This is a genomic window from Brevibacillus sp. AF8, assembly GCF_021270385.1.
GTDB lineage: Bacteria > Bacillota > Bacilli > Brevibacillales > Brevibacillaceae > Brevibacillus.
Map to the genome: position 1 here is coordinate 191,007 of NZ_JAGQDN010000005.1, position 24,541 is coordinate 215,547.

Annotated in this window: 20 protein-coding genes and 1 pseudogene; 17 read left to right on the forward strand and 4 right to left on the reverse strand. The window is 49.2% G+C overall.

From position 1 onward, the window contains the following. The first annotated feature begins 11 nt into the window (after positions 1–11). From KB186_RS10265 to KB186_RS10305, 9 genes are all read left to right on the forward strand, one after another. Positions 12–1,469, forward strand: a complete 1,458-nt coding sequence (locus KB186_RS10265) for a sensor histidine kinase (RefSeq protein WP_232773545.1) — start codon at positions 12–14, stop codon at positions 1,467–1,469. Continuing rightward, positions 1,466–2,161 (forward strand): response regulator transcription factor, encoded by a 696-nt coding sequence (locus KB186_RS10270; RefSeq protein ID WP_221867941.1) that lies wholly within the window; start codon positions 1,466–1,468, stop codon positions 2,159–2,161. The genes KB186_RS10265 and KB186_RS10270 overlap by 4 nt, the downstream gene beginning before the upstream one ends. Before the next feature lie 161 nt (positions 2,162–2,322). Next, positions 2,323–3,318 (forward strand): beta-ketoacyl-ACP synthase III, encoded by a 996-nt coding sequence (locus tag KB186_RS10275; RefSeq protein WP_232773546.1) that lies wholly within the window; start codon positions 2,323–2,325, stop codon positions 3,316–3,318. After that, entirely contained in the window at positions 3,308–4,483 is a 1,176-nt protein-coding gene (locus KB186_RS10280) for an ATP-grasp domain-containing protein (RefSeq protein WP_232773547.1), read from the forward strand. The genes KB186_RS10275 and KB186_RS10280 overlap by 11 nt, the downstream gene beginning before the upstream one ends. A 15-nt stretch (positions 4,484–4,498) precedes the next feature. Further along, positions 4,499–5,500, forward strand: a complete 1,002-nt coding sequence (locus tag KB186_RS10285; protein WP_232773548.1) for an NAD-dependent epimerase/dehydratase family protein — start codon at positions 4,499–4,501, stop codon at positions 5,498–5,500. Further along, entirely contained in the window at positions 5,487–6,341 is an 855-nt protein-coding gene (locus tag KB186_RS10290) for an MBL fold metallo-hydrolase (protein ID WP_221867944.1), read from the forward strand. The genes KB186_RS10285 and KB186_RS10290 overlap by 14 nt, the downstream gene beginning before the upstream one ends. Beyond that, on the forward strand, positions 6,329–7,651 hold the full coding sequence (locus KB186_RS10295; RefSeq protein ID WP_221867945.1) for a F390 synthetase-related protein: 1,323 nt from the start codon (positions 6,329–6,331) through the stop codon (positions 7,649–7,651). Before KB186_RS10290 ends, KB186_RS10295 begins: the two co-directional genes overlap by 13 nt. 4 nt (positions 7,652–7,655) lie before the next feature. Continuing rightward, a complete protein-coding gene (locus KB186_RS10300) occupies positions 7,656–8,801 on the forward strand; it encodes a GNAT family N-acetyltransferase (protein WP_221868019.1) in 1,146 nt (381 codons plus the stop codon). A 96-nt stretch (positions 8,802–8,897) separates the two neighbouring features. Continuing rightward, entirely contained in the window at positions 8,898–9,785 is an 888-nt protein-coding gene (locus tag KB186_RS10305) for a DMT family transporter (RefSeq protein ID WP_221867946.1), read from the forward strand. On the opposite strand, the gene KB186_RS10310 is transcribed toward KB186_RS10305, so the two are convergent. Next, a complete protein-coding gene (locus KB186_RS10310; protein WP_221867947.1) occupies positions 9,786–10,493 on the reverse strand; it encodes an ArsR/SmtB family transcription factor in 708 nt (235 codons plus the stop codon). It lies immediately after the preceding gene. A 134-nt stretch (positions 10,494–10,627) separates the two neighbouring features. Between KB186_RS10310 and KB186_RS10315 the strand changes: the two are divergent. Next, a pseudogene (locus KB186_RS10315) lies at positions 10,628–11,132 on the forward strand (DJ-1/PfpI family protein). A gap of 72 nt (positions 11,133–11,204) precedes the next feature. Here the strand turns inward: KB186_RS10315 and KB186_RS10320 are convergent. Further along, positions 11,205–12,194: a M23 family metallopeptidase gene (locus KB186_RS10320; protein ID WP_232773550.1), complete on the reverse strand. Its 990-nt coding sequence runs from the start codon at positions 12,192–12,194 to the stop codon at positions 11,205–11,207. 198 nt (positions 12,195–12,392) lie between these two features. Here KB186_RS10320 and KB186_RS10325 point away from each other — a divergent pair, with 198 nt between their 5' ends. Further along, the gene (locus KB186_RS10325; RefSeq protein ID WP_232773551.1) at positions 12,393–13,118 is read left to right on the forward strand and encodes a response regulator transcription factor; all 726 of its coding nucleotides are present in this window, start codon (positions 12,393–12,395) and stop codon (positions 13,116–13,118) included. Further along, positions 13,108–14,871 carry a sensor histidine kinase gene (locus KB186_RS10330; RefSeq protein WP_173610148.1) on the forward strand — a complete coding sequence of 588 codons (1,764 nt, stop codon included), beginning with the start codon at positions 13,108–13,110 and terminating at the stop codon, positions 14,869–14,871. Before KB186_RS10325 ends, KB186_RS10330 begins: the two co-directional genes overlap by 11 nt. A gap of 87 nt (positions 14,872–14,958) precedes the next feature. Here KB186_RS10330 and KB186_RS10335 read toward each other — a convergent pair whose 3' ends face one another. Further along, positions 14,959–16,716 (reverse strand): methyl-accepting chemotaxis protein, encoded by a 1,758-nt coding sequence (locus KB186_RS10335; RefSeq protein WP_173610149.1) that lies wholly within the window; start codon positions 16,714–16,716, stop codon positions 14,959–14,961. A gap of 242 nt (positions 16,717–16,958) precedes the next feature. Here KB186_RS10335 and lplA point away from each other — a divergent pair, with 242 nt between their 5' ends. The 3 genes from lplA (at position 16,959) to KB186_RS10350 (ending at position 21,450) form a co-directional block, all read left to right on the forward strand. After that, positions 16,959–17,948, forward strand: coding sequence for a lipoate--protein ligase (lplA, locus tag KB186_RS10340; RefSeq protein WP_173610150.1), 990 nt, complete (start codon positions 16,959–16,961; stop codon positions 17,946–17,948). A gap of 110 nt (positions 17,949–18,058) precedes the next feature. Beyond that, a complete protein-coding gene (locus KB186_RS10345) occupies positions 18,059–20,527 on the forward strand; it encodes a toxin Cry1Ac domain D-VI-related protein (protein ID WP_232773552.1) in 2,469 nt (822 codons plus the stop codon). Between the two features lie 32 nt (positions 20,528–20,559). Then, entirely contained in the window at positions 20,560–21,450 is an 891-nt protein-coding gene (locus KB186_RS10350) for a GNAT family N-acetyltransferase (RefSeq protein WP_221867953.1), read from the forward strand. A 96-nt stretch (positions 21,451–21,546) separates the two neighbouring features. On the opposite strand, the gene KB186_RS10355 is transcribed toward KB186_RS10350, so the two are convergent. Next, positions 21,547–22,518, reverse strand: coding sequence for a DMT family transporter (locus KB186_RS10355; protein ID WP_232773553.1), 972 nt, complete (start codon positions 22,516–22,518; stop codon positions 21,547–21,549). Between the two features lie 139 nt (positions 22,519–22,657). On the opposite strand from KB186_RS10355, the gene KB186_RS10360 reads away from it, so the two are divergent. Continuing rightward, on the forward strand, positions 22,658–23,518 hold the full coding sequence (locus KB186_RS10360) for a LysR family transcriptional regulator (protein ID WP_232773554.1): 861 nt from the start codon (positions 22,658–22,660) through the stop codon (positions 23,516–23,518). Between the two features lie 107 nt (positions 23,519–23,625). Further along, positions 23,626–24,405: a helix-turn-helix domain-containing protein gene (locus tag KB186_RS10365; protein WP_232773555.1), complete on the forward strand. Its 780-nt coding sequence runs from the start codon at positions 23,626–23,628 to the stop codon at positions 24,403–24,405. Positions 24,406–24,541 lie beyond the last annotated feature (136 nt).

A 24,541-nucleotide genomic window follows, 5' to 3' on the forward strand; every position in this document is an offset into this window, starting at 1 on the left:
GGTAATGAACCATGTCGATCAAAACAAGACTTTTGCTCTCCTATATTGCCATGATTATCATCCCCCTTGTTTTGTTTGGATTGGTGGCATCGGGATTGGCGAATTACTTTTGGGAGGAACGGGAGGCAGGCAAACCATTCATTCGCGATACGCTCAATAAACGAGACGAGTTGTTTGCTGGTGTCTCATTTATGGCCAAATACGCTCCCAACGAATTGACGAACCAGAAGATGCTGACAGAGACGGATGAGCAGCTACAAGCAGTTGGCGGAGCATTGATTCTGACAAAGGGCGATCATGTGCTATTTGTTTCCCCGTCGATTGATAGCGCTGACGTGCCTGATTATTTGCAGGAACAACCGGATCAGGGGCGCATGCATAGCTGGAAGCAGTTTAAACAAGACGGCTACACGTTTGATACGTACGAGTTCACTTTTGCTGATCAAAGTAAAGGAATGCTTTACTTCCTTGCGAATTCTTTCCCCTTTATGCAGACTGGCATTTATTTTTTCATCGCATTAATTCTCAGTCTTCTAACGATTGTGGCGCTGACGAACGGTGTATTAACGTTTCTTGTTTCACGCAGTATCATTCGACCTTTGTACGCTTTAAAGCAGGCAGCGAACGAAATCAAAGAAGGCAATCTGGAGCGTCCTGTTCAACTCCATCGCAAGGATGAGCTGGGGGAGCTGGGAGAAGCATTTGAAGAAATGCGCGGCAGATTGCATGCTTCTATTCACTTGCAGCTACAGTATGAGGAAAATCGTAAACAACTGATTTCCAGTATTTCGCATGATCTAAAAACACCCATAACAGGAATCAAAGCATGTGTGGAAGCGGTGCAGGAAGGGATTGCCGATACGGAAGCGAAGCGGGAAAAATATATGAAGATGATTGCCATCAAATCAGAGCAGATGGACCGCCTGATTGATGAGCTGTTTTTATTCTCGAGACTGGATTTGAACAAGCTTCCCTTTCACTTTGAAGAAGTCGATGTGCGAGCATATATGGCTCAGTTTGCCGATGAGCTGCGGCTAGACCCGCGGATGAACGACGTTTCTATTCGCTATGACGAGGAGAATACGAGTCCGATTCCAGTCATGGCTGATCAGGAAAAACTCCATCGCGTGCTCATGAATATGGTAGACAATAGCCTGAAGTACTTGAACAAGGACGAGAAGCTGATCCGATTGGAGGTGGAGAAAGCCGACGGTGAAGTGATCGTGGCGATCTCCGACAATGGGACCGGGATTGAAAAAGAAGCAATTCCCCATATTTTTGACCGCTTTTATCGGGCGGACCCTTCACGTAATTCGGCCATGGGCGGCACCGGTCTCGGACTCGCCATCGTCAAACAAATTGTGGAGGGGCACGGTGGTCGTGTATGGGCGGAGAGTGAGAGCGGACGCGGGACCCGCATTTGTTTTACCTTGCCAGATTTGAAGAGAGTCGGGGGTGACACGAAATGAAGCACATTTTAATCATTGAAGATGACACGGTGATTGCAGAGGTGCAAAAGGATTACTTAGAGGCAAACGGCTACTCGGTCGATGTTGCTACTTCCGGCGATATGGGCTTGGAAAAGGCGCTGCAAGAGGAGTATGACCTCCTGATTCTTGACCTGATGCTCCCGATCGTGGATGGCTTCGAAATCTGCAAGCAAGTACGGAAAGCCAAAAATATTCCGATCCTGCTCGTCTCCGCGAAAAAGGAAGACATCGACAAGATCCGTGGACTGGGTCTGGGCGCCGATGATCATATAAGCAAGCCTTTTAGTTTGGGAGAACTGGTAGCGAGGGTCAAAGCCCATTTGGCCCGTTACGACCGTCTTGTCTCCGATTCCAAACCGCATACGGCAAAAGAGGAGATCAGGCTTCGTGGGATTCGCATCGACAAGCTGGCGAGGAGAGTTTATATCAACGGAAACGAAGTGGCGTTCACTTCCAAGGAATACGACCTCCTGCTCTTTTTGGTGACCCATCCCAACTGGGTATTTAGTAAAACTGAGCTGTTTGAAAAAATTTGGGGTCTCGATTCGTACGGGGATATCGCGACGGTGACCGTGCATATCAGCAAGCTGCGGGAAAAAATAGAAAGTGATCCGGCTAAGCCGCAATACATCGAGACGGTGTGGGGTGTCGGTTATCGCTTTTTACTATAGCAGATGGAAACGAACAGAAGAAATGCGGCATACATAAACACTTGGGTATTTCGTACCAAGTGTTTATTCTGTTTACCATAAATCGACAAACTTAGGTAAAATAAATGGCAGATGTCGAAAAGTGTGTGAGTAATGCGAGCGAGCTAAGGGAGACACAGATTATGGAGAGAAAAATCAAAATCCTCGGAACAGGGAAATACTTGCCCACTCGGCAAGTGACAGCGGCAGAACTGGAAGAAAAGCTGGGACTTGCGGCAGGATGGGTAGAGAAAAAGTCCGGGGTTAGCGTCAGGCATTTTGTGACGAACGAAACGGCAGCACAGATGGGAGCCATCGCTGCTAGGCGTGCCTTGGAAGCGGCGGGACTGTCCCTTCACGATATCGATTGTATCGTATGTGCAAGCGGGACGGCCCAGCAGGAAATCCCATGCACGGCTGCTTTGATACAAGAAGAGCTTCAACTAAGCAAATCAGGCATTCCCTGCTTTGATATAAATGCGACATGCCTAAGCTTTGTCACTGCGCTGGATGTGATGTCGTGCCAAATGGCAGTTGGTATTTACGAGCGAGTCTTGATCATTTCATCAGAGATATCCTCGGCAGGTTTGAATTGGGAGCAGAAAGAAAGCTGCGTGCTGTTCGGAGATGGGGCTGCGGCTGTTGTCATCGGCAGGACGCCAGAAACAGAAAGCTCCCGTATCTTGGGTTCAAGCATGAAAACATACAGTGAAGGCGCGCACTATTCCGAAATAAGGGGTGGCGGTACGCTGATCCACCCAAGCCAATTTGCGCAAGGAAGAGAAGCAGACTTTGCATTTGATATGGACGGACGGAAAATTTTTCGCCTGACCTCGCAGTTGATTACCGGATTTGTGGATCGTTTGCTGTCCTCTGCCTCCGTAACCAAAGAGCAAATCCGTACAGTCATTCCTCATCAGGCCAGTGGGATGGCGATGCGGATCATGGCAGGCAAGCTCGGGTTTAGTGACCAGCAAATGGTGAACATTTTGGCAGAGCACGGCAATGTCATCGCAGCTTCGATCCCGATGGCGCTGCATGAAGCGATTGGGCAAAAGCGGGTACAGCGAGGCGACTACCTGATGCTGCTTGGCACATCTGCTGGCTTGTCTCTCGGAGGAATTGTGCTTGAATACTAAACAATCAGTCTTGCTGACAGGAGGACGAGCGCCAGCTACGTTGGAGTTGGCGCGCTTGCTGGGTTCTGCGGGACATCGAGTCATTGTAGCGGAGAGTGCGCGGCGACATTTATGCCAGCACTCTCGTTATGTAGAGCTCTCCTACCAAGTACCTTCTCCCCGACAGCAGTCCGGTGCTTATATCGAAAAGCTGTGTGAAATCATGCATCATGAGCGCATCGATTTGTTGATCCCGACTTGCGAGGAGATCTTTTACGTATCGCGGGGGCGGGATCAATTGCTTGACCATGGTGAAGTGCTCGTGGAAGGAATCGAGGTACTGCGTTCGCTGCATGACAAATGGCTTTTTGCCGAAATGGCGCGCGAGGTGGGAGCACTGGTCCCACAGACAGTTCGGGTACACTCTTCGGCTCAGTTGCGGGAGGCCATGCTGCAAGCAAGGGGACCTGTGGTGCTGAAGCCCGTCTATTCTCGTTTCGCCGCTCATGTAAAAATCGTCGCAGACCCATCATCAGCGGCAGGGCAGTCCATGCTGTCCGAGCCGACAGTCAGGGAACCATGGCTAGTCCAACAGTTTATAAAAGGGAAACAGGTGTGCAGCTACGCGGTTGCTCGGGAGGGACAGCTCACCTTGTACGCCGATTACGAAACAACACATACAGCAGGACAGGGTGCCTCGATTTACTTCGCCTATTCAGATCATCCACAAGTAAGAGATTTTGTTAGTCGTTTCGTGCAACGGCATGCGTTTAGCGGACAAATCGCATTTGATTTCATTGAGAATGAGCAGGGAGAGCTGTACGTGCTCGAGTGCAATCCACGCCTGACAAGCGGTGTGCATTTGTTTGCAGGACAGGAGGAAGCTGCTACTGCCTATTTGTCTGATCGGGGAAAAACCATTGTTCCTGCTGGAAAACAAGCGAGCATGCTAGGGATGGCGATGCTGACATACGGCCTTCTTGGCATGAAGAATGGAATGAAGGCAAAGCGTTGGGTGAGCGACTTGCTTTCTGCAAGGGATGTTCTGTTTAGATGGGAGGATCCACGGCCTTTTTTTGATCAGTTTTCCATGCTGGCTGATTTGGCTTGGCAGAGTTTTCGAACGGGAAAGAGCATGATCGCTTGCAGTACGAGCGATATCGAATGGAACGGAGAAGAGGCGTAAGGAAGTGAGGAAGAAATGAACAAGCGGGTTCTAGTAACAGGGGCGACGGGGTTTCTCGGACAGAAGCTGGCTACACGACTGCATGAAATGGGCTGTGACGTAACAGCGCAAGGACGAGATGAGCGAGTCGGCCGACAATTGCAGGATCGAGGCATTCGATTCCTTCGGGCAGACCTAAGAGACAGAGAAGCCATGGTGAAGGCTTGCCGCCATCAGGATATCGTGCATCACGCGGCTGCTTTTTCATCCCCGTGGGGGACGTACCATGACATGTACGAGACGAATGTGACAGGAACCATTCATGTCATCGAGGGTTGCAAGCAGCACGGTATCCGGCGTCTGATCCATGTATCGACGCCGAGTATTTATTTTGCTTTTGAAGACAAGCTGGGAATCCGCGAAGATGAGCCGATGCCCGTACGGTTTGCCAATACATACGCACAGACCAAATACCAGGCGGAGCTGGAGGTCGACAAGGCGTATCTTGCAGGGCTTCCGACGATTACGATTCGTCCTCGTGCCTTGTTTGGTCCTGGGGACAATGCAATCCTTCCCAGATTGATCCGCGCCAATGAAAAGAAGTTCGTTCCGCTGATCAATGGAGGCAAGGCGATCATTGATTTGACGTATGTGGAAAATGTCGTGGATGCGCTGATCTTGTGCATGGATTCTCAAGCGCACACATTGGGGCAGGCTTACAACATTACAAATGGGGAGCCAGTGACGATGATCGAGGTGTTGTCAGATGTGTTTCGTCGCTTGGGAGTTACTCTGAAAACGCGCGAGTTGCCATATTGGAAGGCGTATGCGGCAGCATGGGTGCTTGAGGCACTCTCCAAGACCGTTTTGGGCTATCGCGAGCCGATTTTGACGCGTTACTCGGTCGGTGTGCTCGCCAAATCACAAACCTTGGATATCTCAAAGGCGAAGCGCGATCTGGGCTATGAACCCCGGGTGAGCATTGCCGAGGGCATCGAGACGTTTACAGATTGGTGGAGAACGCATGAAGGACGTTAAACTGACGCTGATGGACACAGGCTACTGCCAGCAGCTCGAGATGTTTTCACGAAAGGGCGGTCGGATGAAAAATATTCCGTTTCACGCCATCGCAGGGCTTATCGAGCATCCCGTCCACGGCTTGCTCCTCTTTGATACGGGCTATTCACAGCGCTTTTTTGAAGCCACGAGCAAGCTTCCTTATTCGCTGTACGGCAAAATAACGCCCGTATTCTCAGAAGCACATGAGAGTATTGCTGAGCAGCTCGCGGCACGCGGAATCAAAACGACAGACATTGCGGGTATTCTCATTTCCCATTTTCATGCCGACCATATCGGCGGTTTGCGTGATTTTCCGCATGCGCGACTATACTGCTTCGAGAGTGCCTACAACCACGTAAAGGGAAAGACGGGTTGGGCTGCGCTGCGGGAGGCGTATTTGCCTGATTTGATGCCGGACGATTTTGAAGAACGGGTGACTTTCATTGATCGAGGAGCGCTGGTGGCATTGCCTGAAGCTTACGCGCCTTACACCGAAGGCTACGATTTGTTCGCCGATCAGAGTCTGTACATCGTCGATCTGAACGGACATGCAATCGGGCAGTTTGGTGTGTTCCTGCGCGATTGGGATCATGGGGATGTATTTTTGTGCGCGGATGCGGCTTGGTCGAGTGAAGCCTACCGCGGCAACCTTTTGCCTCATCTGTTGGCTATGTTTATCATGGCGGATCGACAGGCGTATCGCGAGCATTTGCACAAGCTGCATGTACTATCCCGCCAATGTCCCGACATAAAAATCATGCCGACTCACTGCGGGGAAGTCTGGCAGGCCAGCAGAGGAGCATTCACATGGAGATCATGACGCTCTTGAAGCAGTATGTAAAAACGAAGCTGCTTGCCCGTCGGTTTTCCTCGCGCGAGCAGCTGGTGAAATGGCAAGACGCGCAGGTCAGAGCGATGCTGTCACGCATTTTGCCAACCTCTCCTTTTTACCGAAAGAGATTGGGAATGCCAGAACAATGGAGACAGATGGAGCCGATTGATAAAAAGCGCATGATGGACCATTTTGACGAGCTGAATACGTGCGGGGTCAAGAAAGAAGAAGCATTTGCGATTGCACTGAAAGCAGAAACGACACGCGATTTCACTCCCCAATTAAACGGCGTGACCGTGGGCTTATCTTCTGGGACATCTGGCAATCGCGGGCTTTTTCTCGTGGGACCGCAGGAGCAGGCGAAATGGGCAGGTGTGATTTTGGCGAAAGCATTGCCTGGCCAGCTATGGTCGACACATCGGATTGCTTTTTTCTTGCGAGCGAATAGCAATCTGTATACGGCGGTCAACAGGCGTCGCATTCAGTTTTCGTTCTTTGATCTGCAAATACCGCTCGATCAGCATCTTGATCACCTGAATCAGTATCAGCCGACGGTGTTGGTTGCGCCAGCCTCGATGTTGAGAATGCTCGCGACCGCCCAGCGTCAAGGGAAGCTGCGGATATCTCCGATCAAGGTGATCTCGGTGGCTGAAGTGCTGGACCCGTTGGATCAAGCGTACATCGCAGAAGTGTTCGGGCAGATCGTGCATCAAATTTATCAATGCACAGAAGGGCTGCTTGCGGTCAGCTGCTCACACGGGACGTTGCATGTCAATGAAGACCTCGTGGTGGTGGAAAAGGAATATCTCGATGAGCAAAAGGAGCGATTCTTTCCGATCATCACAGACTTTTCCCGGACGACACAGCCGATTATCCGTTATCGATTGAACGACATTTTGACGGAAAAGCGTACGCCTTGTCCATGCGGATCGGTGTTTATGGCACTGGAATCGATTGAGGGCAGGGCAGATGATCTGTTTGTTTTTCGCCATGAACACGAAGCGCGAAGGATATCGGTCTTTCCTGATTTCATCCGTCGGGCTGTCATTACCTCGTCTGATGCGATAGAAGAGTATACAGTACGGCAGCTAAGCTACGAGCAAGTTGAGGTAGCACTGCTCATGAAGGATGGGGAAGGACCGTCGACGCAAGAGCAGGAACGAGTACGCCAAAGTCTTGAGCGAGCCATTGCCGATCAACAAGGAAAAGTGCCTGCGATTGTGTTTGTGCCGTACGGGTTGAATCTGGGTACGAAAAAATTGCGGCGGGTAGAGAGGATGTTTGTTCCAGGTGAGTAGGCCATTGATTGAATGGTATGAAGGGAACTCAGCGGGGCAAATCCCTTGGGAACAGGCGCAGGATGCAGACTACGTCAAAAGCTACTTGCTGCCCATGATGACGGAACAGCCATCCCGCTATGTGCAAAATGTCCAGACACAGATGCATGCACTCCGTGTAGGCGATCGGATCATGCCCGTAACGGTGAACGATACCGAGTACGACAATTCGTATGTCAGTTCGGTGTTTACCCATTACGTGACGTATGCGAAGGAAGAGCTAGGCATGCTCGATTCTGCGGTGTTGAGGCGGGCATTGTCGACCGTACTCACAGGCCTTGGACGCTGGATGAAAAAAAGCCAATGCAACCAAATGGTCATCGTCAACAACTGGATGCTATCAACGAATCTGTACCATGATGTGCGTGCAGATGAAGTAAAGGACATCACGGAAAGCTGCATTCAAAAGTTCCCTGGTCATATCATCGCGTTTCGATCTGTTTGTCGCAGGCTGTATCCGGATTTCCACAAGGGGCTCATCGAGAAGGGCTATCTCATGGTTCCCAGTCGGTACGTCTACCTTTTTCACCCCGATTGGCCAGCACAGGGAAAGTGGCGGGTCCGCAATACACTCAATCGTGATCGAAAAATGCTTGCCAAATCCGGCTATCGCATCCTGCGTCATGAGGAACTGGGAGAACAGCATGTCGAGAGAATCGTTGCTTTATATAACGCGCTGTATCTGGATAAATACTCCCAGCATAATCCGCAGTTTTCGATGGAGTTCGTCCGACTGGCGATGCAAAAGAGGACATTGACCCTCATCGGCTTGGAAAAAGACGGACGGCTGGACGGCATTCTTGGCTATTTTGAACGAAATGGTGTGATGACGACACCGCTATTCGGCTATGATACGACGCTTCCCAAAGAGACCGGGCTGTATCGGATGCTGTCGTGCCTCTTGGTGCTAGAAGCACAGAGCAAAGGCATCCTGCTCCATCAAAGTGCGGGCGTAGGCGCATTCAAAGCGGACAGGGGAGCGGAGGGAGAACCAGAATTTACAGCGGTGTATGTCAAACATTTGCCGTTTTATCGTCAGGCGGTCTGGAAGGTGCTCGCCGCCTTGCTGAATCAAATCGGGATTAAGATGGTGGAAAAGTACCGGCTGTAAACCATATGCACACTTCGACCCTCATCGAACTAACCGTCAGGTACACTACATGTAAGAAGAAACAAGTAGCTTGCCTGAAACGGGGGGAACAATGCGATGAATCAAATTTTGTTCGGGATACTTGTCGTCTTGACGACATCATTGATGGGCTCGTCTTTTGCGGTAGGAAAGATTGGATTGGCCTATTTTTCACCATTGCTGCTGGTAGGACTGCGTTTTACGCTGGCAGGACTGATCATGGGAGCGTGGGTATGGAAAAAGCCGCTCCCGAAGTCGGCGGGTGACTGGGGGAAGCTGTGTTTGATCGGATTTTTGCAGACGGCTGCTGTCATGGGGTGTATCTTTTTGAGTCTGCGTACGATCACAGCGGGTGAATCCTCGATCCTGACGTTTATGAACCCACTGCTCGTGGTCATATGGGGAACGGTGTTTCTAGGAATATCCTATCGGCTGACGCAATGGATGGGGGTTCTGATTGGACTGGCTGGGGTGTTCATCACACTTGGCTTCCATCTGCAATGGGAGACGGGAACGCTGTTTGGTATCGGGTCCGCATTTGCGTGGTCAATGGCTACGATTCTCGTTAAAAAGTGGGGAGTCCGCTTCAATGTGTGGGTGATGACAGCCTATCAGATGCTGTTCGGAGGAATTCTTCTCCTCGTGATGGGGTTCACGTTGGAAACGCCGAAGCTCATTGTGACACCGACCGCTGTGTTCGTCGTCCTCTGGCTCGCGATCATGGCTTCCATTGTGCAGTTTGCGACGTGGTTTTACTTGCTGAATCACGGCGATCCGGGCAGGACGAGTGCTTTTTTGTTCCTCGCTCCGTTCTTCGGTGTTTTGTCGGGTTGGGTGTTGCTGGGGGAGGTAGTGCAATGGCATGTGTATGTGGGAGGATTGTTGATTTTCGCAGGGATTTTCCTGGTGAACTGGACGTTTGCCCCACGCAGGCAAGTCAGTGAAAAAGCACAGCTGGCAGAGTAGCTAGCTGTGCTTTTTGCATTCATCTACATGCAATCCGAACTCGGTCATAAAACCAGAGCTGCCTAACGGCGTCACCCGGACTGCCCTCCCCCCTGGCACTCGCTCGATCCAGCCAAGCTCAAAAAATCGGTTGGTGAGTGAGGCTCCTAGGCTACCTGCCAAGTGATGGCGACGCTCGCTCCAGTCCAAACAGGGACGGGCAAAGCGACGTCTGCTCTTTGGTTTGGCCACAAGGTCTACGCCGAGTGATTGCAGCTTGGTTTTTCCCGCTTCACTGAGCACGTAGTCTTGATCGGATGCCTCAATCAACTGCATTTCTAGCATTTTCTGTGTCAGGGCAACGCCCACTTCTCCTGCGAGATGGTCGTAGCAGGTACGAGCATAGCGGATAGCTCGCAATTGGTCAGACTCGCGCAAGGAACGAACTGGCTTAGGTGCAGCGATCGTCATTAATGATTCCAGGGCATGGGCGACATCAGGGCTGGCTAGGCGATAGTAACGATGTCGGCCGTGTGACTCGCTGATCAACAGACCTCCTTCCACCAGCTTTGCCAAATGCGTGCTTGCCGTTTGGGGGGTGACTTTTGCGTTTCGTGCGAGTTCACTGGCGGGGAGTGCCTTGCCGTTCATCAGGCTGATCAGGATGGAGACGCGGGATGGCTCTCCTATGAGGGACGCGACCTCTATAATATTCGGGCTGGTACTCATCAGATAGCGGACCTCCTCCAGCATTTTGTACCTTCTATTAATGACTCTAGCAGAATCTTACAGCTAAAAAAACTAAAGATGTTCCCAATAACGCGTTGTAAAATATATCCAAACATGAAATGGGGGAGATCCATATGGAAACCAAGCAATGGCGAGTAGGAATTTTTTTGTTTGACGATGTGGAGGTGTTGGATTTTGCAGGTCCGTTTGAAGTATTCTCGGTAACATCTATGGAAAATGACCAATATGCCTGCTTTTGATATTCTCATCATTCCAGGTGGGATAGGTGCGAGGGAACGAGAAGTCCATAATGAGCAGGTGATCCAATGGATTCGTGAGCAAATGCAGCAGGTGGAGCTGATGGCCTCTGTCTGCACAGGAGTCTTTTTACTTGCAAAAGCAGGCTTATTAACAGGCAAAAGGGCAACGACTCATTAGACCAGTCTCGAGCGAATGGAAAAGGAATTTCCAGAAGTCGTTGTGCAAAAAGGAGTAAAATTCGTGGATGAAGGAAATATCGTGACATCTGCTGGAATCTCAGCGGGTATCAATATGTCCTTTCACATCATCAAAAGATTTGTAGGTGCGGAAGTAGCAGAACAAACTGCCAAGATAATGGAATATGATATTGTCCTCTAAAAGGAAGCGGCAGTCCATCTCTTTGGATACAAGACAAAAGGATGGACTACCGCTGTTTAACAGCTACACTATTTATTTCGCAGGAATGCTGTCACCTTGACGCGGATTCAATCCGTTCTCCCACTGCACGCGAATGGATTTGCTATGGAACAAATCCTTGCCGTCAGAGACCTGATAATGCAGATGAGGCTCGCTGGAATTGCCAGAGTTGCCGCATAGCCCAAGCAAATCCCCTTTCTCCAAACGATCGCCAACCTTTACCTTGGCGGAGCCTTCCTTCAGATGGGCGAAGTAGCTGTATTCTCCGTTACCATGATCGAGAATGACGACGTTGCCAGCGGGCTGCTGTGCGTTCATTGCTCCGACAGGGACATTATCCTTGATATCATGGACGACATGCACGACGGTTCCAGCCTGGGGGGCGTGTATTTCTTGCCCGAATGCGAAGTAGCTTTCGTTTTTCACAGGATCGCCCTTGTAGGATAGTCCGTCTTTGACCTGAATCAGATCGTATGCATAGCGTTGGCTCTCTACCTCGTAGTGATAATTCGAAAGGACATTCTGACCTCCCCAGAACACATACCACTCACCTGTAAACGGTGCACTGTACGCCAGCTTTGTCAAAGCATTGTCGGTGTCGGGGTAGCTTTGCAGCGGCTTTAATAAAACGCCTGTGATGATCCCTTTTTCATCCATCGTAAGGACAAGGCCCCGTTTGGCGTCCTGATCCACCCAGGTGCCATAATAGCTGCCGTTTACGGACGTGTGGGAATGGTGATTCCACGACTTCAACCCCGCGCTAAAAGCAGTATACCCTTCTACAAACTGCGCTTTTGAAACCTGCTGTTTGAATGACGGGCTTGTTTGCTCATAGACCTCCTCTATTTTTCCGTGAAGGAGAGCTTGCACAATAGATTCCGCTTGAACCGTCATCGTCTTTCCACCTTCTTCTTTCTTTGTAGGGGATTCAGTAGTAGAGGGGATTGCGGTTGCTTCTGATTGCGCAGCACATCCTGTCAAAAGAATCGCTCCTACACCGAGTGAAATCCAAACTTTTTTCATGTCGCCACTCCTATCCTGTTCTTCGCGCTAGTTTCATTATAGAAAGCCACTCTTATCAGATATGAAACGCTGGCTTACAGGATACTTAAATCTGTCGCGGCAAAATTATGATTCCGTTAAGGTTGTTGCGGACGCGTGCCGACACTACGCATGATAAAATGGAGGATAACGCAAAAGCGCAAAAGGAGCGAAGTGATCGTGAAAGATGCAACTATCCTTCTCGTGGACGATGAGCAAGCTATTCTCCAATTGCTTGAGACCGTACTGCACAAAGAAGGATTCCACTCGATCGACAAGGTGAAAACATCGGAGGAGGCGCTCTGTGCATGCGAACGCAAAAGCTATGACCTGATCGTCCTGGACGTAACGCTTCCGAACATGAGCGGCACAGAAGCTTGTCCATTCATCCGCCGTCTGACGGATGCGCCGATTTTATTCTTGAGTGCGAGAGATACCGATTTTGACAAGCTAACCGGATTTGCCGTTGGCGGGGATGATTACGTGACGAAGCCGTTTAACCCGATGGAAATCGTCGCGCGCATCAAGGCGTTGCTCCGTCGTACGCGTAAACCGGACTCGGTTGTCCCGATTGCACCCGTTCAAGGGGTCTATGATTTTGGACGTTTTCAAGTCTATGAAGCTGCAGGGGAGCTCTATGTGGAGGGAAAAGCCGTTCCTTGTCCGTCCCTTGTTTTTCAACTCTTGCTATTTTTGTGCAAAAATCCGAATCGAATATTTTCGAAAAGCGAGCTGTACGAACGAGTATGGGGTGTGAATAGCTTACGTGACGACAACACTATCATGGTACATATCCACCGGATTCGGGAGCGCATCGAGCCTGATCCAGCGCAGCCAGAGTTCTTGGTGAACGTCAGGGGACTCGGGTACAAATTGGTGAAAAAGGGCCTTCCTTATGAATATTAAGAGCAGAATCGCCCTCCATCTGGTTATGTGGTTGGTGCTGGTTGGCCTCATTCTCTTTGTGCTAGCCGGGTTTACGTTATATTGGACACTTGAAGAAATGTCAAAAGTGCAGTCCTCACGTCAATTTGAGAGTGTCGGCTTGCAGCGGCTGATCCAGACCATAGAAGTAGAGGGAGAGGATGTCCGCTTTGACCCGGAGCTGCTGGAGGAGGTGCGAGATAGCGGTGGGTGGCTTCAGCGGATTGATGAAAAGGGCTATGTCACCGACTCTTTCTTTACCCCGCCTGACGTACCCAGCTACTACGGTCCTGGCCAATTAACGGCTTATTGGCTCCGTAAAAGCCCGTTTCCCTATCAGCTATCGTTATGGATACAGGAAAAAGATGGCGTGGTACACACCTTGTTGTATGGCATGACGAACCGCGATCACGATTTCTTGCAACAGGTGATTAAGGAGGCTGATCATAAAAATAGCGAGATCATGCTTCCGCCAAGTATCCAAAATCAATTGAAGAGTAAAGCGGGTTGGGTGCAGCTCCTGGACCCGAAAGGAGCAGAGCTGGCTTCCTTTAATAAGCCTGCAAAAGCGATCAAGGATTTCACCGTGGAAGAACTGGCGCTGCGCTCGGTATACCCGGATCGCTACGGAGCAACAATCGTATCGCATTATGATCAAAAAAGCGGCCAAACATGGGTACTCAGTTATCCGTTGCCAGGAACGACTCCTGGGGAAGAGCCGCTTTTGACACCGGAAAGTAAGGCCCTTTTTATCGGGATGGGCATGTTGCTCTTGTCGGCGATGCTCGTCTTCGGGATTGTGTCCTACTTGTTCGGACAGCGATTTGGTGCACCGATTGTTCACGTATTAAGGTGGCTGACCTTTTTGCGTGGAGGAAAGTACGAGGAGCCTGCCAATGCGGAAGGTGTTCCGCTCAGCCAAGACAAGCGAGGGAAGAGAAAGCGAAAATACCGTATCTACCAAGATGTAATCGATTCGATGGACTCCTTGTCGCAAACGCTTTACCGCAACGAAAAGCTTCGCCAAGAAACGGAGCAATTGAGAAATGAGTGGATCGCAGGCGTTTCCCATGATCTGAAAACGCCGCTTTCCTCTGTCAAAGGGTACGCGCATCTGTTAGGAAATGCCGAGTATACGTGGACGACAGAAGAAGTACATGCTTTCGCCAACATTATTTTGGACAAGTCAGCGTATATGGAAGACTTGATTAACGATTTGGCGCTGACGTATCGATTGCGGAACGGACAAGGTGCCCCTACAGTCGAGCTCGTTGACTTGAATGTTTGCACAGCTAATGCCATTACGGAAGCAGCAAAACATCCATTGTACCCGGAAGGCTGCATCCGGTTTACCCCCTCTGTCGAACCTGTTTACATGCTCGTCTACAAGCCTTGGTTTCAGCGTATCGTGGATAATCTGGTTGCCAATGCCTTGATTCATAACGAGAGCGGTACGATTGTGTCCATCAGCGTACAGGCACTCGAGCCAGCTACAGCTTTGCTCATTTTTAGCGACAATGGTAGCGGGATGGATGAAGAAACAGCAGATCGGCTTTTCGAGAGGTATTATCGTGGCACAGACACCGAGTCTCGGACGGAAGGCTCTGGACTTGGGATGGTCATTACAAAAGCATTGGTGGAAGCGTTTGGTGGTTCAATCGAAGTGAAAACAGCTGTCGGGCAGGGGACGACGATTTCGATTACGTGGGAAGCAGAGCAACCGCCTCGAGTTTAAATAGGCTGATAGGGAGAGGAAAAGGCTGCGTTTGCGAGGTCAAAGGTGACTAGCAAACGCAGCCTTTTTTCGTTTGAGTGTTTATGGTTACACCTTAAACTGTTGAATCGATTCATGCAGCTCGTCCGCCATTTTTGACAAGGAAGCAGCAGAGGACGAAATTTCCTCCATAGAGGCTAATTGCTGTTCAGCGGCAGCGGAAATGTTCTGTGTTCCGAAAGCCGTTGTCTCCGCAGTCGTGGCAATCGCTTCAATGGAATGGACGGCTTGTTCTGCTCCGGTTGTCATGTGATGAGTAGCAGTGGTAACTTGCTGAATCTGACGTGCTACTTCTGTCGTTCCAGACAAAATTTCCTGGAAGGCCTTGCTGGCTTCATGTACGACTTCGATTCCAGCCGAAACCTCAGAAGTCGTCGTCTGCATTACGTATACGGCTTTGTTTGTATCGACCTGAATCGCGCTAATGAGGTCTTTAATCTGCTGGGTAGATTTTGCTGATTGCTCAGCCAAGATACGTACTTCATTGGCGACGACAGCAAATCCACGTCCATGCTCTCCAGCACGGGCCGCTTCGATTGCAGCATTTAGCGCCAACAGGTTCGTTTGTTCGGCAATCGAGGTGATGACCTCGACAATATTGCTGATCTCCGAAGAGCGGTGACCAAGCATTTTGATTGATTCTGCCAGCTCTTGGACAGTTGTGTTGATGGAATTCATTTGAGCGATGGCACCGACAATTGCTTCATTGCCGTTTGAGACCAGCATGTTCGTTGTATCGACTGTCAAAGAGACTTGTTCGGAACTGGACGCAATTTGTTGCAAACTCGAGGACATGTCGTTGATCGTCTTGACCGTTCCATCGATCGTTTTGGACTGATCTTCTGCTCCAACGGCGATCTCTTGCATCGTGACGGCAATTTGCTCGGTTGCCTTACTCGTCTGTTCTGCACTCGCCGTCAACTCCTCAGAGGTAGAAGCGACATGCAGAGAGCTGGTGCGGACACGAGAGATGAGCTCGCGCAAATTCTCTGTCATATGGGTCACGTCATGGACCAATTGTCCGATTTCATCACGGTTTTTTACGACGATGTCTTTCCCGGACAGATCACCACCGGCAATTTCTTTCACGCGCTCGGCAACCAGGGCAATAGGTCTGGAAATGAACCCGGAGGCATACCACGAGACGACGAATCCGACGATCAAGGAGATTCCCAGCACGATCATTAAATCAGACAGTACACTTTCAGCAGCGGCATTGAAGTCTTCCATGTAGCTGCTTGCGCTAACGATCCATCCCCAGTGAGGGTCTAGCTTGGAATAGGCGATTTTCGGATAGAGAACATCTGGCTCCGCTGGCTTCGACCACTGATAGTATGTAAAGCCGCCACCTTCCTGACCGCGCTTAATCATTTCTTGGGTAAAAAAGATACCGTCAGGATCTTTTGCATCCCACTGATTCTTCCCCTCAATGGTAGGAGAGGCGAGCATGACACCTTTCTCATCCAGAACGAACATGTATCCACTGGCACCGGAATCGACATTTTTGTTAATCGAGCGGGTTCCATCCGACTGCTTGGGGCCGAGGATGTGAAGTTTTACTTGCTCTTGTGCATCTTCTTTGCTGATTTTTCCAGCTTCGACCTGTTTCTGGAGAACATCAATCATTTCAATCGTCAAGTTCACGTTGTTTTTTAAGATGCGGCTGCCCAAGTCGTCCAAGCTGTAGCTCGCAGAATAATAGCCCTGAATTCCGATGTTAAGGCAAGGAAGCGCCAATAGCAGGAGACATAGCAGGACGAGCTTGGTTCGAAGAGATCTTGAACGGGAGAACTTGGCTGTTTTCATAAAGAACACCTCGTTGATCCATAGTATTTTATCTAAAAAAGAAAACACCAAGATGATTGCCCCTAGATTACGTCAATTATCGACAATATGGAAACGTATTTATAGAGGATTTTCAGTAAATCAACAAAAAATATTAGATTAGGAAACAATGCTTCTTAACATGAGCAGATTCGAAAACAGTACAGACAAGCAGGAAATGGTATGATTAGGAAGATAGAACGTTTACGGATGGAGGCTATCTCATGAAATTCATCGATAATCAAGGGATTACAGATCCCCGCATCAATTTGGCGATTGAGGAGTACGCCCTGAAGCATTTGCCCAATAGTGACGACTACTTGCTGTTTTATATCAATGAACCTTCTATTATTATCGGAAAAAACCAAAACACTATTGAGGAGATTAATGCAACTTATGTAGAGGAAAATCATATTCATGTCGTTCGGAGACTGTCTGGAGGCGGCGCTGTTTATCACGATCTGGGCAATCTCAACTTCAGCTTTATTACGAATGATGACGGTGAGTCCTTCCACAATTTCCGCAAATTCACGGCGCCTGTGGTACAAGCCTTGAAAACATTAGGGGTAGAAGCAGAGCTGACAGGACGAAATGACATACAGGTCGGGGAACGGAAAATTTCTGGCAACGCGCAGTATTCGACCAAAGGACGCATGTTCAGCCACGGCACGCTCCTTTTTGATTCGGAGATGGAAAATGTCGTATCTGCGCTGAAGGTAAACGCAGAGAAGATCCAGTCCAAAGGGATCAAATCGATTCGCAGCCGTGTCGCCAACATCTCGGAGTTTTTGGAGACGAAGATGACTATTGAAGAGTTCCGTCTGGCGATTCTCCGTTCGATTTTTGGAGAAGGGGAGATCGAAGAATACAAGCTGAGTGAAAAGGATTGGGAGAACATTCACGAGCTTTCCCGTTCCCGTTACCAGACTTGGGAGTGGAACTACGGCAAGTCACCGAAAAGCAATTACCGTCAATCGAAACGTTTCGATATCGGCACCGTGGAGATCCAGCTTGATATTGAAAAAGGCAAAATGAAAGAAGTAAAGATATACGGAGATTTCTTCGGTGTACGTGATGTAGCGGAGCTTGAAGCGGTGTTGCGAGATACGCCGTACGATCGCTCGTCCATCAGTGAGCGACTCGCCGACATCAATCTTCAGGAGTTTTTCGGAAAGCTGGATCAAGCATCTTTTGTCGATCTGTTACTCGTCTAAAAAAGAACGTCAAAAAACCTAACTTTTGTTAGGTTTTTTTCATTTCCTCCTCTGATAGCATTAGTTTGCATGATTTTGTCATACAAAAGAAAAAGAGGGGGTATTTACATATGGGCAAACAGCAGCCAAAAGCTAAAACAATCCTAACAGCGGTTGTATCCACGGGTTTTTTGCTTTCTTTTGTCGGCAATGCCTATGCAGCAGTTTCCTATCCGATTAAAGAAATCCAGACAATCGGGACAGCCAGCGCATCAGTAACAGAAGAGCAAATGGATGAGGAAGTCCGAGAGGCTTCAGAGGAAGCAGTAGAAGAAGATAACCAGTCAAAGGAGTCCTTGCTAGAGTCAGAGGGGCACACAGCGACGAATGGATTTATTGCCTATCGATTGGAGAATGCTCCAGACAAGGCACCTGCTGCAAAGAATTTCCGTTTGACGGCCGCCATAGATGATCGAAATCCTACACGGATCAAAATCAAAAACTTTATTTGGCTAGAGAAAGAGCAGCTTGTATTGCTCAGTTTTTCACCGATTCGTGCCGCGAAAAAAGAACAGACGGTTTCCCTGCGCTTGCAGTATGACGGTGAAGAAGCGGAATTTGAGCCATTCGTCATTGCCGAAAGAGGGACAAAAGCAGAGCGGATCGAGCTGGTAACGGTCGCAGAGGATGCCCAGCTATCTACCAAAGATCATACAGATAAATCGTTGATGCTAATCGCCGTTGCATTCGATGAAAATGATCGCATCGTTACTGGACGGGAGCTGCTGTGGAGCTCTAGCAATAGACGAATTGCCTTCGTCAACATCGAGGGCAAGGTAACAGCCAAAAACGAAGGATTGGTAGAAATTACGGCAAAAATGGACGATGCAGAAGCCGTCTTTGAGATCGCCGTAGATGGAGCCGAGTTGCCTGATTTGCCCGCGCTTTCCGTCAGCGAGACGGTGATAGAAGAGGCAGGAGCAAATGATGGCAGCATCACGGCAAAACAAACGCTCAAGCTGTCTAATGGCAAGTTCCTTGGTGAACTTTCTGCCGATGATATCGAAATACATAATCTGCCTGACGGACTGGATATTGAGGTCAAACAAGAGAGCGACGACGAGCTCACGATTTGGTTTACGGGACAAGCCAGAAAGCATACAGTCGCGGACACTGTGAAAGAGGTCAGCTTCACGATCGACAAGCGAAACATCAAGCGCGCACAGAAAGATGTCACAAGTGACAGTTTTTCCATCCATTTCAGAGACCCCGTCATTGTGATTCCATCCCCAAGCGATCCTCCACCGATCCCGGCTCTGCTAAAAGCGAAGAGAGCTGTCGAAGAGCTGTTTACGGATGGGAAGAAAGAGGAGCTGCGGGAAGGAACGACCCAGAAACAGATCGATGATGCCAAGAAGCTGGTCGAAGGTCTGGATAATAGCGTGCAGGAAAAGCCTGGTCTGCTTGCCGATATCGAGAAGGCACAGGACCAATATGACGACTTGCTGCTAGTTGAAGCCAAAAAAGCCGTTCGCGACCTGTTCACCGATGAAAACCATAATGCGCTAAAACCGGAAGTGACACAAAGCACAATCGATGCAGCGAAGGCAAAAGTTGATAAGCTAAAGGATGGTTCGGAGGCAAAGGTATTGCTGTTGGCAGACATCCAAAAAGCACAGGAGCTATTTGATCTAGGGAATAATCTCCCGGAGGAAGTGAAGCGAGCAGTTGAGGGACTTTTTACAACGAATGATATGATCGAACTAAGGCCTAAGGTCACGCAGGAAATGATTGATGCAGCCTATTCCAAGGTCGAGCTTCTGCGTGAAGGTCCAGAAAAAACACACTGGATGTCGTATGTAGAAAAAGCACAAATGTTGTTCAACAATCCACGCGTAGATCGTTTGCCAGATGCAAAGATCGAGCTGCCAATTGCTCCGACCCAGAACCGTCAAGTTACGATTGGCGACAAATGGGAGCCGGCAATGGACAAAAGGGCATTGAGCGAATATCTGGAGGTATCTGTCAAAAACCAGCCTCTCTCGTACAACTATGACAAGCAGTTGGATCGTTTTGTAATCAACGAAAAGGAGTACATCACCGTCGAAGTCGACGAGTCTTTACTGGAAATGACCCATGGAGACTATGGAGTGACGTTTAAGGCCAAACCAGCGGTTACAGAAGATGACAACTCTTATGCATTGTTCAAACTGTATCGCGGCCAAGATTTGCTGGATACAGAAGAGATCGGTGTCGGGTTTGATGCTACAAACCCACAATTGTCCCCAGACGTTACTGAAGAGGGAGCAACCTATACATTGTCGGCGTCAGAGCCACTTCGCAATGACCCAAATCCCAATTTGCGGTTGTTATTCTCACCTTCCGGGAATTTTGACGACAAGAGAGAAGTGACGGGGTATGCCAAATTCCAGGTGTCAGGAAACACCATTCGCGTAACGTTCAATGATACGTTCTACAACACGTTCGGGCCCCTCATCACGGAACAGAGCAAGGTTTCCTTTGAACCAGGCTTTATAAGGGATAAGGCCGGGAACCTCATACAAGGTACAGCAACAGCACCAGTAAAACCCAAGCAATGAGAAAGCCAAAGTCCATCGAGGAGGTACGAACATTGCAACTAGAGGAACTGACTGCTAGCACTGCACGGGCGTATAAATCGTTGGTGCACCCCAAGCACATGGAGTGGCTGGACCAGATCAACGGCTCATCTGTTTGGGGATTTGGGGCTTCTAACAACAATCAGCCTGCGGGCATCGTGTTGGGGCGATCCGCTGTAAACGAAGGACAGGCCAAGATCATCGAGCTTGTGGTAGCAGAGGGGCATCAACGGCGGGGAATAGGCATGAAGTTGTTGTGGCATGCTGAGCAAAAAATGAGAGAACAAGGCATCAGCGATGGACAGTTTGCAGGCTTCATCAAAGCGCAAGATTTTCCATGGCTCTCCAAAATTGCGATCAGGGAAGACTGGCAGTTGCCGAAGGTGAAAACCTATTTGTACACACTCGGCTCGATGCGGTTGGGTGAATGCCAGTGGGTGCAGAGGCTGGCTCTCCCCGAAGGTTTTACCCTTTTTCCCTGGAAAGACCTGACGCCAGCAGAGCGACTGGAAATTGAGCAAGGGGAAGGCCAATGGTACCCGTCACTGTTGTCTCCGTTTTTTGAAGAAGGAAAATTCGATCCCGAATACAGTACAGGCTTGCGCTATCAAGGGAAAGTCATTGGCTGGGTGATCGTACAGCGAATGGCCGGTAATCTGCTTTTGTACAAAACGATGTTTGTCCAGGAGAAGTATCAGAAGCAGGCAAGAGGAATTACGCTTTTGATGAAAACCATTGAACACGCGCAGCCGACGTTTCCCTTTGGCATGTGTTTTGTCGAGCATGACAACGAGCCTATGCTGCGGTTTATGGAAAGAAGGCTGGGTCCGACGATTTTGCAACGGAAGCTCTGGATTGAAACGACGAAGGTACTAGTCGGACAATATTCGGATCACTTCTGTTAAAATTGTATGCTTGTCACGCAAGGGGAGCGGCGACTATCGATATAAAAAAGGATAGAGATTCAGGGCTTCCTGAATTTCTATCCTTACTTTTTTAGACTACATGGACGGAACTTTTCTTCCACTTGGCTGTTGCTTGGCGATTGAACGGTATGGCAGTTGCTTTCTTTGGAAGTGGTTGTTCCCGATCAGGGCCAGGATCACGAGCAAGGTGCCGCACAATTCGTAACGGCTGATCTCGTATCCTTGAAACGCCATCATGGCAAAGGTCGTGATCGGAACCAGGTTGATAAACAAAATGCCGTTGAGCGGAGAGAGCAGCTTAATGCCTGCATTCCAGCTCAAAAGAGCGACAAAGCCGGGTAAAAGAACCATGAACGCCATTTCATATTTGATGGACATCACCGTTTCGACAGTAGGAACCGGAAGCCATTGAAAGAGGGAGGAAGTCGTGACAATCACGAAATTCACTCCTGTTCCCAAGAGACACGTCAACGTGGAGTAGCGAAGTGTAGACCACGTGTTAAAACGCCCGCCGCCGATCGAGTAGACAACCCAACCCACAACGCCGATGAAAATGAAGAACAACGGGATCAAATGCTCACTTGCTGTAGTAAAGAAGGTAAGATTGCCATTGGTAATTACAAGGACAGCGCCGACCAAAGCAACCAGAATCGTCGCCAAGGTATAGTACGGCGGCAGCTTTCTAGTGGTAATGGACAAAAGTACAATCGAGATCATCGGCATGAGCACTTCCATAATGGATGCGGCAATCGTGCCCGGCTCTCCCATCAAATCCTGCCCGAGAAATACTCCCATATTGTAGACGGTAAACGCCATTGTTCCAAAAAACAGCAGAGACTTCCCGCGGCCCTCAAAACGAAAAGCAGACAAGCCTTCTTTTGCCCAGAGCAAACCGCACAAAATGACTGTTACGAAAAAATAGCGAAGAAATGAGAAGTAAAATGGATCGATCTCTTGCAGTGCGATGTGCGCAACCGGAAACATCGCCCCCCATGACATACTGGCGACCATGCAGAAAATAGACCCCAAAAGTAGTTGCTTGTTCATTATGCGATTTCTCCCTTTTTTTGAACTTCCTCTTAGATGTTGACTTACCACATCATACTGGATGGAAATATGTTAGTATAATGATTGATAATAACTTTATGTATCATTTTCAGTGATAGATGAAAAGAGGGAGAGAAACGTGGAGATCAATGATTTGAAAATATTCCAGATGGTCGCCACATTGGGCAGCGTGAGCAAGACCGCAGCCGAGCTGAGCTACGTTCAGTCGAATGTGACAGCACGGATCAAGCTGCTCGAAAAAGAGCTGGGGACACCTTTGTTTTATCGCAACAAGCGAGGCATGACCTTAAATACAGAAGGGAAGCGCCTGCTCGAATATTCGCGGGAGATCATTGCCAAATTCGAAGAAATGCAAAAGTACTTCCATCGAGCTTCCGAGCCGTCTGGAGTGCTGGAGGTGGGGATGGTCGAGACGATCAATGCCCTTCCGAGGTTGCTATCCTCGTATTGCAGCCAGTATCCGCATGTGGATATTTCCTTGAAGGCAGGCGTGACAGAGCAATTGCTGCAGAAGGTATTGGATCTCGCGCTGGATGGAGCGTTCGTGAGTGGGCCGATCAACCATCCTTTGATCGAGCAGGAGCAAGTGTTTCAAGAGGAGCTGGTGTTAGTAACGAAAAACAGTTCCTTCACTGCCAGTGATATCACAGGAAAAGCTCTTTTGCTCTACAAAAAGGGGTGCGGGTATCGAGAGCGGTTAGAGACCTGGATGAAGGTTGAGGGCTTGATTCCCAAAAAAGTGATGGAGTTCGGTACGTTTGAGACCATTATCGGGGGCGTAGCAGCGGGGATCGGCATTACCATTTTGCCGAAGTCGGCCGTACATCACTTGGTCGAGAGTGGAACGGTTCATATTCATCGCATCCCGGAGCCTTATCATGAGGTGACAACCGTTTTTATTCGTCGAAAAGATTCCTTTGTAACGAACACGATGCAAGCGTTTCTAAACGAAATCCGTTTGCAGAAAACGAAAGCGTAACTCCTGCAATTTACTTCTTCCATCGGTCAGAAAAATATGGTAAATTTTATTTCAGAACAGATGTTCTGTATTTTGCTGTGCAGAAGAGGGAGGGAGCAGTTCGATTGATGGACAGGTATACTGAAATTGACGAAGTGATCGCTTATATACATCGGCATTTAGACGAGCCGTTGCCACTTTCCCGGTTGGCGAATCATGTTGCGTATAGTCAGTATCATTTTGCGCGGATTTTTAAAGAAAGAATCGGTCTCCCACCTCTTTATTACGTATCGACCATGCGACTCCAACGGGCAAAAGATTTACTGCTGCGCACGAACATGAGTGTCCGCGACATTGGTCTGGAAATTGGCCAGCAGAGTCTAGGTACGTTCTCTACCCGTTTTACGGAGCGTGTCGGAGTTTCGCCTAGCGAATTTCGGGAAACGGCCCAGTTAGCGGAAGACCGCCTACGTTCCTTGCAGCAGTTGACAGAGTGGACTCGGTTACATCCTGCCCCCGAGCGACCGATGACCATTGCAGGGACAATCGAGTCCACAGAGCCTTTTCAAGGCGTCATTTTGATTGGATTGTTTGCCAAGCCGATTCCGGAAGGTCTTCCTTTATACGGAACATTGCTGCCCTCGCTAGGCAATTTTTGTTTTACCAATGTCAGGCCAGGCACGTATTACTTGATGGCGACGTCTGTTGCCTGGGGCATGCAGGCGATGGATTTTCTCTTGCCGTACGAGACCTTGCGTACACGTTCCAAGAAACCGATCATTGTCACACCAACTATGATCGTCCCTCATCAGCAAGTTACTCTTCATGTGCCTCATCCGGACGACCCTCCCATCTTGATCTCTCTTTCTTTGCTCATGAACAGATTCATTCAGCGGCTTCCTCAATAAGAACAAGAATCCCTTGGACTGCCTTTTCAGTGTGGTTTGGTTAGAATAGAGCTTCTTGGGAAAGCCTACTATCACAATAGTCGAACTTTTTTCCGCGAGCAGGATATTGGACGGAAAAGCGAAATGATAACTAGGC